Below are 13,025 nucleotides of genomic sequence, written 5' to 3'. Positions count from 1 at the left end.
GGACGTCTAGCTCGTGAGGCGCGGCCGTAGTCCCCTGAAGATCAGGTAGCCGACCAACGCGATCAAAGCCAGGGGAACGATCACGCCCATCGTCACGATCATCCCGGCGACGAAGCTCTGCATCAGGTCGAGCGCGCGGCTCCATGCCTGCGCGAACCGGCTGGGCGCGTCGGGGCGGGGAGGCGTAAGGGGGCTGAAGGTCGCGGTGATGGTGCCGAGCGAGGTCTGGTCGCGCAGGAAGTTGAGACGGCCTCGCAGCTGCTCTATCTCGAGCTGGACCCGCGACAGCTCGCTCTGCACCCGGATCGTGTCGACGACGCTCTCCGCGCGCCCCATCAGCTTCAACAGCACGGCCTCTTGCGACTCCCAGTTCCTGAGACGCGCTTGGAGGTCGACGAACTCCTGGCCCACGTCTTCGCCGGAGATGTTCTCCGCGCGCACCTCGCCAAGAGCCTCGAGGTCTGCCAGCGCGGCCTCGAACCGGTTCGCCGGGATCCGCATCGTGAGCGTGCCGCCGGAGTCGCGACGGCCGAGGCGCGAGGACAATACGAAGCCGCCGTAGCGCCCGGCGGTGGACACCGCCTCGTTGAGCGTTTCGTCGAGCTCGTCATCGGGAACGGCCACGGTGACGGTCGCGGTCTTGATGACCGACGGCCCGACCGACGGGAGTTTCGTGGCGACACCGGTGGCTCCGCTGGTGTCGCCGCCGGAACCGCCCACCCCGCTCGAGGTTGTCTGCGCCAGCGCCGCACTGGACCCTGCCCCGCTGCCCGTCTCGGCGATGGCACGACCTTCGTTACCGCGTGGGGCCGCCTCCATCTCCTGAGCGGCCTCTCCGTCGGATCCCGCGCTGCTGGTGCTCTCTGAATCCGCACCGGAACAAGCCGCGAGGGCGAGTACCCCCAGGAGGCAGAGCGCCGCGATCCGCCGTCTCGTGGTGATGGCGTCTCCCTGTGCCGTTCCATATGTGCGGGCCACGTCACGACCTCCTCGTGCGTCCGTTGTCGTGGTTCAGACGACGGTGGACGTCGAAGGGTTCCCGCTGGTGCGGAAGTTGGCTCGGGACACGCTCAGGCGCGCCCGCTAGCCTGTGCGGCAGCGAGGCCCCGGAAGACTTCGGCTCCGCGCCGGCGACGGGCCCCAGAAGGAAGGTGAGCATCGTGTCGCAAGAGCGCACGCAGGTGACGTATTCGTACGAGGGCCCCGATATGCGCGGCCATGTAGAGGAGCTGACGCGCAAGAGGGACGAGTACCTCGGCATGGGTGGTCCCGAGCGGATCCAGCGCCAGCACGATCAGAACAAGTTGACGGTGCGAGAGCGCATCGACCTGCTGTTCGACGCCGGCTCCTTCGAGGAACGCGGCCTCCTCGCGCATAACCAGTCGCAGTCCCCGGCCATGCAGGGGAAGTTCACGCCCGCAGACGGAGTGTTAACGGGTATCGGGCGGATCGACGGCCGGATGGTGGCGGTGATCGCCTATGACTTCACCGTGATGGCCGGGTCCATGGGGATGGTCACCGAGATCAAGGCGACGCGGATGCGCGAGCTCGCGCTGCGGGAGCGCATCCCGCTTGTGTGGCTGATCGACTCGGCGGGCGCGCGCATCCAGGAGGCAACGGGTTCGATGTTCGCCCGCACCGGCGACCTCTTCCGCGAGCAGGTGATCATGAGCGGCGTCGTCCCGCAGGTCGCGGCCATGATGGGTCCCGGTGCAGCCGGAACCGCCTACATCCCGGGGCTCGCCGACTTCGTTCCGATGGTGAAAGGCAACTCGAACATGGCGCTCGCGGGGCCGCACCTCGTCAAGGCCGCGGTCGGAGAAGAGGTCACGGCCGAGGAGATGGGTGGCTCGAAGGTGCACTGCAAGATGTCCGGGGTCGCCGACCTAGAGGTCCCCGACGACCGCGCTTGTCTCGATGCGATCCGCAAATACCTCTCGTACTTCCCGTCGTCGAACCTGGAGCAGTCGCCGGTCACCGACAGCAGCGACCCAGAGGACCGCCGCGTCCAGGACCTGTACGACATCGTCCCCGCGAACCCGCGGCAGGCGTACGACGTCCACAAGGTGATCGGGGCGATCGTCGACGAGGGCGACTTCTTCCCGATGAAGCCGGAGTGGGCGCGCAACCTGGTCACGGGCTTCGCACGGATCGGGGGCCGCGCCGTCGGGATAGTCGCGAACCAACCCAAGTTCCTGGGCGGCGCCCTCGACGTGAACGCGGCCGACAAAGCAGCCCGCTTCGTGTGGCTGTGTGACGCGTTCCACATCCCGCTCGTGTTCCTGATGGACTGTCCGGGCTTCCTCGTCGGAAGCGCCGTCGAGAAGCAAGGAATCATCCGCCACGGCGCCAAGATGCTGTTCGCCGTCTCCGAGGCGACGGTGCCGAAGGTCACTGTCGTGATGCGTAAGGGCTACGGCGCCGGCTACTACGTGATGAACGGGCGCGCATTCGAGCCCGATCTGATCGTCGGCTGGCCCACCGCGGAGATCTCTGTGATGGGCCCGGAGGGAGCCGTCAACATCATCTTCCGCAAGCAGATCGAAGCGATGCCCGAGGAGGAGCAGGAGGCGGCGCGAAACAACATGGTCTCGGTGATCCGCGACCAGATCTCGCCTTATGTCGCCGCAGGATGGGCCTTCATCGACGACGTGATCGATCCCGCGGATACGCGCCGAGTGGTCGCTAGAGCGCTCGCTTCGGCCGCGACGAAGAAGACGGAGCGACCGTGGCGCAAGCACGGCGTTCTTCCGGTATGACGCGCCGCTGCAAGGCGCGTGGCTGATGCCCAGCTTCGGCTACGCGCTCGCTAACGGGATCCGGCTCTTCTACGTCGAAGAGGGCACCGGCCCACTGGTCCTGTTCCTGCACGGGTTTCCCGAGTACTCCTATTCGTGGCGCAACCAGCTGGGACCGGTCGCCGACGCCGGGTTCCGCGCCGTCGCCATAGACCTCCCCGGCTTTGGGCGCTCCGACAAGCCCGACGTCGAATACGACGTCCTGTGGGTGGCACAGTGCGTGGCCGACGTGATCACCGCGCTCGGCCACGAGAAGGCGGTCGTGGTCGGCCACGACTGGGGCGGGCTGATCGCGTGGCCGTTCGCGCGGCTGCATCCGGAGCGCACCGCCGGGGTCGTCGGCCTCAACACCCCCGACCTTCCTCGCCCTCCGGTTCCCCCGACGATCTACATCCGGGGCTCGGGGGCCTCGCAGAACGACTACATCCTGCAGTTCCAGAAGCGGGGCCCCGCCGAAGACCTCTTCGAGCGAGACCCGGAAGGCTTCCTCCGCTTCTTCTTCACCGGCCCCGCCTGCGTGCGCAAAGAGGTCTTTACCGACGAGGTGATCGCCGCCTACGTCGACGCCTTCCGGATGAAGGGCTCGATCACGCCTCCGCTCGAGTACTACCGGAACCTCGACCGCAACTGGGACCTGACCGAGGACCTAGCCGACATCAAGATCGAGGTTCCGTGTCTGATGATCACCGCCGAAGGGGATCCCGTGCTGCATCCGGGGTTGGCCACGGGGATGGAGGCGCGCGTCCCGGACCTAGAGACCGTGCTGATCACGAACTGCGGTCACTGGACGCAACAAGAGCAACCGGAGGAGACCAACCGCCACCTCGTCGGCTACCTGAAGCGCCTGTCGCGCTGGACCTGACGCAACCGCAGCGGGTCCCCGGCTAAGGCTCGGTTCCGAACAATCGGTCGCCGAAGTCGCCGAGTCCCGGGACGATGTAGGCGGAGCGGTTCAGCTCCCGGTCGACCGACGCCGTCACTATCTCCACGTCCGGGTGTCTCTGCTGGAGGGCCGCCACTCCCTCGGGCGCGGCCACGATCGACACCATCCGGATAGAGGAAGCACCGGCTTCCTTGACGGAGTCCAGAGCGGCGTTCGCGGAGCCGCCTGTCGCGAGCATCGGGTCCAGCACGAACGTCAGCGCCTCCTCGAGGCGCGGCAGCTTCGCGTAGTACTCCGACGGCTCGAAGGTTGCCTCGTCGCGCTCGAGGCCGAGGTAGCCGACGCGCACCGTCGGGAACAGCTCCACCACGGCGTCTAGCATCCCGAGCCCCGCCCGCAGGATCGGAACCGCCACCAGCGCACCGTCCAGGACGCGGCCCTGCGTGTTCTCGAGCGGTGTAGTAACCGTTTCCTCGCGTGTGGGGAAGTCGACCGTCGCCTGAAGCATGAGCAGCGTCGTGAGGCGCTTCGTAACGTGCCGGAACTGCTCGGGCGCCGTCGTTTCGTCGCGCAGTGAGAGCAAGAGGTGTTGTGCCAGCGGGTGATCGACCACCGTCACAGTCACGCGGGCGAGGATAATCGTTTAGCTTTCCGCGTCGTGGACCTCTGCGTGATCACCTGTGCGATGAGCGGGGTCGCCGCGAACAGGGACCAGTGCCCCGGGATCCCGTACACGCCCGAGGACTACGCCAAAGAGGCTCGGCGCGCCCGCGACGCGGGTGCGTCCGTTTTGCACATCCACGCGCGTTACCCCGACGGCAGGCCCAGCTATCGCGTCGAGGAGTACCGCGCGATCACCCAGGCGATCCTGGCGGAGGTCCCAGACGTGATCGTGAACTTTTCCACGGGCGCGGTCGGGATCCCGATCGAGGAGCGGGTGCAGAAGATCGTGGCCCTGAGACCGGAGCTGGGGGCGCTCAACATGGGCTCGATGAACTACGCGAAGTACTCGTCCAAGCGCAAGTCGATGATCTTCGACTTCGTCTTCACCAACCCTTTCAGCGACATCACCTATCTGCTCGAGCGCATGAACTCTGTCGGCGTCAAGCCGGAGTGCGAGTGCTTCGACACGGGCCACATCGGAAACGTCATGCCGTTGATCGACATGGAACTGTTGAAGCAGCCGGTCCAGTTCTCGTTGATCCTCGGCGTGCTGGGTGGCGCGCCGCCGGATGCGAGGACGCTCGCACACATGGCGAGCCTTCTCCCCGACGGTTCCACCTGGGAGGTCATCGGGATCAGCCGCCTGCAGTGGTCTCTCGTCGCCGCCGCGTGTTCTCTCGGTGGGAACGTGCGCGTCGGCCTCGAGGACAACTTCTATCTCCCCACTGGCTCGATGGCCTCGTCCAACGGTGAGCTGGTGGAAGCGGCAGCTCATCTGGTCGAGCTGTCGGGGCGCGACGTAGCGGACCCCGCCACCGCCCGGCGACTCCTGTCACTGCAAGACCCGCCGGACCGCAGCGCCTACGAGGAGCCGGCGCATGGCTGAGGAGGTCGTGGCCGAGATGGTCGCGAACGTGTGGAAGGTGCTCGTCATCCCCGGCGACGCGATCGAAGAGGGCGACGCGATCTGCATCCTCGAATCGATGAAGATGGAGATCCCGGTCGAGGCGACGGCATCGGGCACGATCAGCGAGCTCCTGACGTCCGAGGGAGACGTCGTACAAGAGGGAGACGTGATCGCGGTTATAGACCCCTCATGATCCTCCTAGACAGCAGCGACGATGGCCGCGTAGCTACCCTCACCCTGAATCGCCCGGACGGGCGCAATGCGCTCTCGGTCGCGATGTGCGACGCCATCGTGGGCGGCATCAGGGAGGTCGACGGGAGCGCCGCGCGGGTGCTGGTCGTCAAGGGTGCGGGCCCCGTCTTCTGCTCGGGCGCCGACCTCGCGGCCGTGTCTGGCACTGGCGCGCTGCAGTTCCTGCCGGCCTTCGAGCGCATGCTCGACGCGCTCGCTCGGCATCGGCTCCCAACGATCGCCTCGATCCACGGGGCCGCTCTCGGTGGCGGGTTCCAGCTAGCCAGCGTCTGTGACTTCCGGATGGCGGAGTCCGTGGCAAAGATCGGCATCCCGTCCTCGAAGCTCGGCATCCTTGTGAACTTCGAGAACATAGAGCGCCTCGTGCTCCTCGCCGGGCAAGCCATCGCGAAAGAGATGTTGATGTCCGGTCGGACGTACTCGGGCGAGGAGGCCCAGGCCGCGGGGATCATCACGCGGTCGATCGCGCCGGAGCACCTCGAGGCGGCGACTCAGAACCTGGCCCGCGAGCTGTCACAGCGCGCCCCGCTGTCGGTCCAGGGCACCAAGGTGTCCATCCAAGCGGTCCTGGATCACCTCGGCAGCACGCGGGAAGACAAGAAGCAGGTGGTGACGGAGCTCGACCGGCTGGTCGCCGCGGTGTACGCGAGCGAGGATCTACAGGAGGGGTTGCGCGCTCTATCCGAGAACCGCCCCCCGGATTTCAAGGGCCACTGATGGTGCTAGAGCGGTCTGCGGCCCTGGAACCCGTCCTCGGGCGAGTGCCAGTGCGCGACGGCCGGTTCGCCCAACCGCCAACACAGATACGCATCGGATCCCGCGATGACCGCCGGGAAGTCCACCAGGCCGCTGTCTAGGTCTCTCAGCTCGATCTCCCACTCGTTCAGACGATCGATCAGCTCTTGCACGCGCGCAAGCGTGCGGGTCCACCTCTCGCGTTTGGCCGAACCGCCGTTCGAGACGCTCGACTGCTCTATCGCTTCCTGGATCCGAATGGCTTCTTCGGACTTCTGTCGCAGCTCGACGAGCGTCGGGGCGAGGTAGGGCAGCAGCGCGTTCGCCTCCCGGACGGTGTAGCGCTTCTCGCTCACTGGGTGTGCTCGCGCGCTAGTCGCGGAGGAGCGCGATGAAGCGTTCTCCCGCGGGACCGCCGAAGTCGCGCGCCTGCGAGATCGCTTCATCGACGTCGAACGCGACGTGGTGGTGGTGGATCGTCCAGTGGGGACCGTGCTGGTCCACGATCATGTACGAGGCGTCCTGTCCCTCGACCGGCAGCCCAACGGAGCCCGGGTTCGCAACTACGGTCCCGTCGCTCAGGCGCCGGACGAACGGGATGTGGACGTGGCCGAACAGCACGAGCCCCGCTTTGCCTTCGTACGGAGCGAAGGCAGCGGGAGGTTCGTCGGGGAAGGGTGCGGTGAACGGAGACTCCGGCGTCCCGTGCACCATCAGGATCGAGCCGGGTCCTGCATGTCCCAGCGGCAGCGATATCAACCAGCGCACGTCGTCTTCGGAAACGTCGTGAGCTCCCGCGACCCCGATGAGGGTGGACCTGGAGTCTTCGTCTTCCACCGTCTGCGGATCGCCGGTGATCCAGACGTCGGTGTTGCCCTTCACCGTCGGCCACCCCGCCTCTCGCACGACGGCTATGCATTCCTGCGCGCGTGGGCCCAGCCACCCAAGGTCGCCTCCACACCAGATCTGATCGGGCGAATGCTTCGCGATGTCTTCGACGACGGCCTCGAGCGCGACGAGGTTCCCATGGATGTCGGCGAGCACGGCTATGCGCATGGGTGCGGATAGTAGTGGTCACAAGAGCGTGCGACTTACGATGCAGCGATGGCGACGCTCGCCGACCGCATCCTCGCCGTCTCGCCGCTCACCCGCCCCGAGGCCGAGCATCTGCGCAGCCTGTGCCGGTCGTGGCAGGTGCTGGCCGACCTCTCCTTCTCGGACCTCTTGCTCTACGTGAAGGTTGCCGACGAGGACTCTTTCGAGATCTCCGCGCAGCTGCGGCCGTTCACGTCCCAGACGTTGTACCCGCAGGACCTCGTGGGGCACCGGGTGACGCAGCCGGAGCAACCGATCGTGGAGCGGGCATTCCGCGAGGGCCGCGTGTGGGCGCAGGCGGATCCGGTGCTGGTCGACGGGATCCCGATCCGGATGGATGCGGTGCCGGTGCGGTATGGGGAACGCGTGGTCGGCGTCGTCACGAAGGAGGGCAGTCCCGCCACCTCTCGCAGGCCGGGCCGGATGGAGCAGGTGTACCTGGACGCGGCCGAGCATGTCTCGCAGATGATCAGCGCCGGCACGTTCCCGTACCCCGACACGCCCGCGGGCGATTGGCCGCGTGTCGGTGACGGGCTTTTGACGTTCGACGAGGCGGGTCACCTCACCTGGGCTTCGCCGAACGCCGTGAGCTCGCTGCGGCGGCTGGGGGTCGCGCAGAACGTCCTGGGGCGCGAGCTGGACGAGCTGGGGCTGGGGCAGACCCCGGTGAAGGAGGCCCTGCTGGAGGGCCGTCTCCTGGACGGTGAGCTGTCGCGCGGTGACACTCACATCCGGCTCCGTGTGCTCCCTCTGTTCGAGGGCGAACGTGTGGCGGGTGGCCTCGCGCTTTCCCGCGACGTCTCCGAGCTGCGTCAGAAGGATCGGGTCATCTTGGTGAAGGACGCGACGATCCGAGAGATCCATCACCGTGTGAAGAACAACCTGCAGACGATCGCATCGCTGCTGCGCTTGCAGGGTCGGAGGGTTCACTCCGAGGAAGCCAAGGCCGCGTTGAACGAGAGCGTCGTTCGCATCGGCTCGATCGCGCTGGTGCACGAGACGTTGGCCGAGAACCCGCAAGACGTGGCCGAGTTCGGAGAGGTCGCCCGCCGGATCGGTCAGATGGTCGGAGACGGCTTGGTGCTCCCGCACCAAAGCGTGGACGTCAAGGTGTCGGGCGTGGCCGGGGCGCTGGGGGCGGATCTCGCGACGCCGCTGGCGGTCACGCTTGCAGAGCTGTTGCAGAACGCGATCGAGCATGCGTTCCCCGACGATCGCGCCGGGACGATCAAGGTCGAGTTATCGCGCGAAGACGACCACGTGGTGATGGTCGTGTGGGACGACGGGATCGGGATCTCGACCAACGTGCTGAGCGGCGCGCGGCTCGGTCTCCAGATCGTCCGCTCGTTGATCGACGAGCTGGGCGGGACGATGACCGTCGCGGCGGACGACGGAACTCGCGTCGAGGTGCGGGTGCCCGCGCCGCGTTAGCCGGTACGCGTGGGGCGGGGTGTTGGCGAGGTCTGCCCTGACGGCGTCGGCTCAGGGCTGGCGTTGCCGCGCGCACCCACCGTCGCCTCCGGCGAGGGCCGGCGCGTGCCGGCCGGTGACGGGGTGGCCCCCGGTGACAAGGTCGGAACTGGTGCCGGTGGCGGTGGTGGACAGTACTCCGTGGGGGCCAGCTGGCGAAGCATCGTCTGCGGCTTCCCCGGACACCACGGCGCCGCCAGAAGCCCGGTGACCGGGTCGATCATCACGGTCACGAGGTCGCTCTTGGGCAACTTGAAGCGCTTCACCGGAAGCCCTGCGTGGGCGGCCAGCATGAAGTCTCTCCATATCTGCGCCGGGAACGTCCCGCCGAACACGCGGATCCCATGGACGTTCGTCATCGGCTTCGGGTAGCGATATCCGACCCAGACCGCCACGGCCAGGTCGGGCGTGTAGCCGGCGAACCAGGCGTCGTTGTACTCGTTGGTCGTTCCCGTCTTGCCCGCCGCGGGCCGTCCGATGTCCGCGGCTTGCCCCGTGCCTCGCTCGATCACCTGCTCGAGCACCTTCGTCAGGAGGAAGGCGTTCCCCGGCGACACGGCTTCGGGCACCACCTGCTGCTCCGGCTTGATGATCTCACCGGTGCCGGTACGCACCTCCTTGATCGTCGTGGGCTCTATCGCGGTGCCGTTGTTGGCGAGCGTTGCGTAGGCCGTCGCCATGTCCAGAACGCTCACCTGTGCCGAGCCCAGGGCTATCGACGGGTAGACCGGAAGCTTCGAGCGGATCCCCATCAGCTTCGCCTGCGTCGCGATGGTCCCCGGCCCGATCTCGAGAGCGAGGCGCGCGTAGACCCCGTTGACGGAGCGCACCGTTGCTTCGTCCAACGGCAGCGTTCCTCCCGAGGTCCCCTCCGAGTTGCGAACGGTCCAGGTCGACCCGTCGGGCAGCAAGAACGAGGCCGGACCCGCGCCGAAGCGCGTGTCCAACGAGATCCCCTGCTCCAGCGCGGCGGCCGCGACGATCGGCTTGAACGCAGAGCCCGGCTGCCGCCCCGACCCACCGCCTTCCTTGCCGAGCGCGAGGTTGACCTGCGAGGCGTTCCAGTCGCGGCCACCGACCATCGCGACGATCTCGCCGGTCTGCGGGCGGATCGCGACGAGCGCGGCTTCGGGGTCACCGGGGAGCCCCAGGTTGTTTTCGACCGCCTGCACCGCGGCCTCCTGGAGCCGCGGGTCGAGGGTTGTCTGGATCCGCAACCCGCCCTTGTAGAGGGCCTGCGCCCGCTCGTCTTCGCCCCGACCCAAGCGACGGTCTTTCATCACCTCGCGCTTGACGGCCTCGACGAAGTACGGCTCGCGCGTCCGCGTCTTCGGCGGGTCGGGGATGACCCCGAGCGTCATGTTCTTGGTCTTGTTCGCGGTGGCGCGATCGATCTTGTTCAGAGCGACGAGTCGATCGAGGACGTAGTTGCGCCGCTCCAGCGCGCGCTTCGGATGGTCGCGCGGGTCGTAGTACGACGGAGCCTTGATAAGCGCGGCCAACAGTGCGGCCTCGCGAAGCGTGAGCGTCGCGAGGCCGCGTCCGAAGTACGTCTTCGCCGCGACCTTCACGCCGTAGGCGCCCTGTCCCAGGTACACGGTGTTGAGGTACCGGTCGAGGATCTCTTCTTTGCTGTAGCGCCGTTCCACCTCGATCGCGAGGCGAAGCTCGCGCGCCTTTCGTTCGAACGTCCGCGGCGCGTCCCGGAAGAAGGTGTTCTTCACGTACTGCTGTGTGATCGTCGACCCGCCTTGTTCGACCTCGCCCTCGTCGATGTTCACGAGGGCAGCGCGGGCTATCGAGCGCAGGTCGTAACCGGAATGTTCGAAGAACCGTGCGTCCTCGGCCGCCAGCACCGCCTCCTTCAGGACAGACGGGATCTCCTTCGGCCCCACCAAGACACGGTTCTGCTTGAACAAGCGCGCTAGGAGTGTTCCGTCTGCGGCGGTGATCGTGGTGCGGACGGCGAGAGGGCGCTCGTTCTTCAGGTCTACCGGAGCGAGCGAGCAGGCGGCACCCAAGAGGCAGCAGGCTGCAGCCAGTGCGACCGCTCGCACGCGGGGAGCTGCCACGTCATTCGTCCTCAAGCGCGTGGCGAAGGTTCGCGAGCGTCCGGTTGAGCAGGCGCGAGACGTGCATCTGCGAGATGTCGAGGCGCTCGGCGATCTCGGACTGCGTCAGGCCTTTGAAGAACCGCAGGTAGAGGATCTTGCGTTCCCTCTCCGGAAGCTTCGCCATCTCGGGGGCTAACGAAGCCCTGTACTCCAGGTTCTCGAGGTGCTCGTCGTCTTCTCCCAGCTGATCCGCGAACGACGTCGATCCGCCGTCGTCGGTGTCGATCGGAGCGTCCAGGGAGGTGAAGTTGTATGCCTGCGCGATCTCGAGCCCCTCCAGCACCGCTTCCTCCGTGGTTCCCATCGAGTGGGCGATCTCGGGCACGGTCGGTGAGCGACCCAGGTCTTGCCCGAGGTGCCCTACGACCTTCGTCAGCTCGAGGTGGAGCTCTTGCAGGCGGCGCGGAACGCGCACCGCCCACCCCTTGTCGCGGAAGTGCCGCTTCAGCTCGCCCACGATCGTCGGAGTCGCGTAGGTCGAGAACTCGACCTCGCGCTCGAGATCGAACCGCTCGATCGCCTTGAGAAGCCCGATCGTCCCCACCTGTACTAGGTCTTCCAGCGGCTCGCCGCGGTTGCGGAACCTGCGAGCCAGGAACTCCACCAGACCGATGTGTTGCTCGACCAGTTGCTCGCGCAGCGCCGGCTGCTCGTTGCGCCCCGCGGCCCGATATGCCTCGAACAGTGAACGCACCTCATCTTTGGACAGCGTTGCGCGGTCGTTCACTTGGCTTTGCTCTTCACCAGTTTGAACGTGGGGGTACCGTTGGTCTGATCGAGCGAAGCGGAGTCCGCAACGGTGTCCAGGATCATCCGTGAGAACTCGGTGAGATCGGTTCGCACCTTCTCGCCGGTCGCGAACGTGCCGGTGCCGGAGATCTCCAACCGGTCGTGGTGGACGGTGAAGTGGACCTCGATCGTTCCCTCCCGCCCGTTCGTGCCGGTGAAGTAGGCAGACATCTCGTCGACCGCGATCTTCAGGTCCTCGATGTCGTCGAGCGTGAACCGCAGCCGCGTCGCGAGGCCCGCCGCGACGAGACGGACCACCTGCAGGTAGACAGGCGACGCGGGGATCTTGATCGAGATGTCGTCCATACGAGTTCCGCCCCCCTAGGAGGCAGAGGCCCTTTTGCGCGCCGCCGGCTTCTTCTTCGGAGCATCCTCCTCGGGCTTCGGCTTGCGCTTCTTCGCCTCGTCGACCGACGCGCGCAGCGCCTCCATCAGGTCGACGACCTTGGTCGGCTCTTCGGTCGGTGGGGGAGCGACGGTGATCTCCTCGCCCTCCACCTTCTTCTCGATCAGAGCCTCCACCGCTTTGCGGTAGTCGTCCTCGAACTCGTTGGGGTTGAACTCATTGGAGAGCTGTTGGACGAGCTGGCGCGCCATCTTCACCTCGGCGTCGCGGATCTTCACGCTCTTGTCGAGCTCTTCGAACTCGGGCGCACGGATCTCGTCGGGCCAGTGCATCGTCTCCAGCACGAACACGTCGTCTTTCAGCCGGATCGTTGCCAGGTGCTCCTTCTCGCGGAAGGCAACCTTCGCGACCCCGACCTGGCCCTCGGCCTCCAGCGCCTCCGCCAGCAGGCGGTAGGCCTTCAGTCCCGAGGGCTCCGGTGCCACGTAGTACGTCTTGTTGAAGTAGACCGGGTCGATCGACGTCAGCGGCACGAACGAGACGACGTCGATGGCGCTCACCGAGTCCACGCCTAGGGCCTCCAGCTCGTCCTCGGAGAAGTCGACGTAGTGGTCCTTCGAGACCTCATAGCCCTTGACCAGGTCGTCCCAGGAGACCTCTTTGCCGCATTTGGAACAGATGCGCTGGTACTTGATGCGGCCGCGGTCCTCTTCGTGGAGGAGGTGGAACTTGGGGCGCTTCTCCTGCACCGCCGAATACAGGCGGACGGGGATGCTGATCAGGCCGAAGGTGATGGCGCCTTTCCAGAGAGCTTTCACTGGTCGGATTCTACTAAGTCAAGCGATTACGCCTGGGTGAACACGGAAAGTAGTCGTTTCGGAGAAGGGGGTTGACGCTCCGCGTCGAAAACTCAGCATCGGGAGCAAATATTCAACGTGACCCGCCCCCCGCGGGTTGCGGCCTCAACGTAGAA

14 protein-coding genes are annotated in these 13,025 nt (G+C 66.5%); 6 read left to right on the top strand and 8 right to left on the bottom strand.

Annotated features, from left to right (window positions below):
* Positions 1-6: 6 nt before the first annotated feature.
* Positions 7-978: a DUF4349 domain-containing protein gene (locus M3N53_02560; GenBank protein MDP9067216.1), complete on the bottom strand. Its 972-nt coding sequence runs from the start codon at positions 976-978 to the stop codon at positions 7-9.
* A 182-nt stretch (positions 979-1,160) separates the two neighbouring features.
* On the opposite strand from M3N53_02560, the gene M3N53_02555 reads away from it, so the two are divergent.
* Both M3N53_02555 and M3N53_02550 read left to right on the top strand, forming a co-directional pair.
* Positions 1,161-2,759 (top strand): acyl-CoA carboxylase subunit beta, encoded by a 1,599-nt coding sequence (locus M3N53_02555; protein ID MDP9067215.1) that lies wholly within the window; start codon positions 1,161-1,163, stop codon positions 2,757-2,759.
* A gap of 25 nt (positions 2,760-2,784) precedes the next feature.
* A complete protein-coding gene (locus M3N53_02550) occupies positions 2,785-3,660 on the top strand; it encodes an alpha/beta hydrolase (protein ID MDP9067214.1) in 876 nt (291 codons plus the stop codon).
* Positions 3,661-3,682: 22 nt separating this feature from the next.
* Here M3N53_02550 and upp read toward each other — a convergent pair whose 3' ends face one another.
* A complete protein-coding gene (upp, locus tag M3N53_02545) occupies positions 3,683-4,306 on the bottom strand; it encodes a uracil phosphoribosyltransferase (protein MDP9067213.1) in 624 nt (207 codons plus the stop codon).
* Positions 4,307-4,339: 33 nt separating this feature from the next.
* On the opposite strand from upp, the gene M3N53_02540 reads away from it, so the two are divergent.
* From M3N53_02540 to M3N53_02530, 3 genes are read left to right on the top strand one after another with little or no spacing between them, the layout of a single operon-like run.
* Positions 4,340-5,230: a 3-keto-5-aminohexanoate cleavage protein gene (locus M3N53_02540; GenBank protein MDP9067212.1), complete on the top strand. Its 891-nt coding sequence runs from the start codon at positions 4,340-4,342 to the stop codon at positions 5,228-5,230.
* A complete protein-coding gene (locus M3N53_02535) occupies positions 5,223-5,444 on the top strand; it encodes a biotin/lipoyl-binding carrier protein (GenBank protein MDP9067211.1) in 222 nt (73 codons plus the stop codon). Before M3N53_02540 ends, M3N53_02535 begins: the two co-directional genes overlap by 8 nt.
* Positions 5,441-6,220 (top strand): enoyl-CoA hydratase/isomerase family protein, encoded by a 780-nt coding sequence (locus M3N53_02530; protein MDP9067210.1) that lies wholly within the window; start codon positions 5,441-5,443, stop codon positions 6,218-6,220. Before M3N53_02535 ends, M3N53_02530 begins: the two co-directional genes overlap by 4 nt.
* A 5-nt stretch (positions 6,221-6,225) precedes the next feature.
* Here M3N53_02530 and M3N53_02525 read toward each other — a convergent pair whose 3' ends face one another.
* Both M3N53_02525 and M3N53_02520 read right to left on the bottom strand, forming a co-directional pair.
* Positions 6,226-6,594, bottom strand: a complete 369-nt coding sequence (locus M3N53_02525; protein MDP9067209.1) for a DUF2203 domain-containing protein — start codon at positions 6,592-6,594, stop codon at positions 6,226-6,228.
* A 16-nt stretch (positions 6,595-6,610) separates the two neighbouring features.
* Positions 6,611-7,294 (bottom strand): metallophosphatase family protein, encoded by a 684-nt coding sequence (locus M3N53_02520; protein ID MDP9067208.1) that lies wholly within the window; start codon positions 7,292-7,294, stop codon positions 6,611-6,613.
* A 48-nt stretch (positions 7,295-7,342) separates the two neighbouring features.
* Here M3N53_02520 and M3N53_02515 point away from each other — a divergent pair, with 48 nt between their 5' ends.
* The gene (locus M3N53_02515) at positions 7,343-8,764 is read left to right on the top strand and encodes a sensor histidine kinase (protein ID MDP9067207.1); all 1,422 of its coding nucleotides are present in this window, start codon (positions 7,343-7,345) and stop codon (positions 8,762-8,764) included.
* Here the strand turns inward: M3N53_02515 and M3N53_02510 are convergent.
* From M3N53_02510 to M3N53_02495, 4 genes are read right to left on the bottom strand one after another with little or no spacing between them, the layout of a single operon-like run.
* On the bottom strand, positions 8,761-10,875 hold the full coding sequence (locus M3N53_02510; protein ID MDP9067206.1) for a PBP1A family penicillin-binding protein: 2,115 nt from the start codon (positions 10,873-10,875) through the stop codon (positions 8,761-8,763). The genes M3N53_02515 and M3N53_02510 overlap by 4 nt on opposite strands.
* Position 10,876: 1 nt before the next feature.
* Positions 10,877-11,644, bottom strand: a complete 768-nt coding sequence (locus M3N53_02505) for an RNA polymerase sigma factor SigF (GenBank protein MDP9067205.1) — start codon at positions 11,642-11,644, stop codon at positions 10,877-10,879.
* The gene (locus M3N53_02500; GenBank protein MDP9067204.1) at positions 11,641-12,012 is read right to left on the bottom strand and encodes a hypothetical protein; all 372 of its coding nucleotides are present in this window, start codon (positions 12,010-12,012) and stop codon (positions 11,641-11,643) included. Before M3N53_02500 ends, M3N53_02505 begins: the two co-directional genes overlap by 4 nt.
* Before the next feature lie 15 nt (positions 12,013-12,027).
* Positions 12,028-12,870: a Ku protein gene (locus tag M3N53_02495; GenBank protein MDP9067203.1), complete on the bottom strand. Its 843-nt coding sequence runs from the start codon at positions 12,868-12,870 to the stop codon at positions 12,028-12,030.
* Positions 12,871-13,025: the final 155 nt, after the last annotated feature.

It is taken from the genome of Actinomycetota bacterium (genome assembly GCA_030776625.1).
Taxonomy (GTDB): Bacteria; Actinomycetota; CADDZG01; order CADDZG01; family WHSQ01; genus MB1-2.
This window is presented reverse-complemented; position numbering and strand designations above follow the sequence as displayed.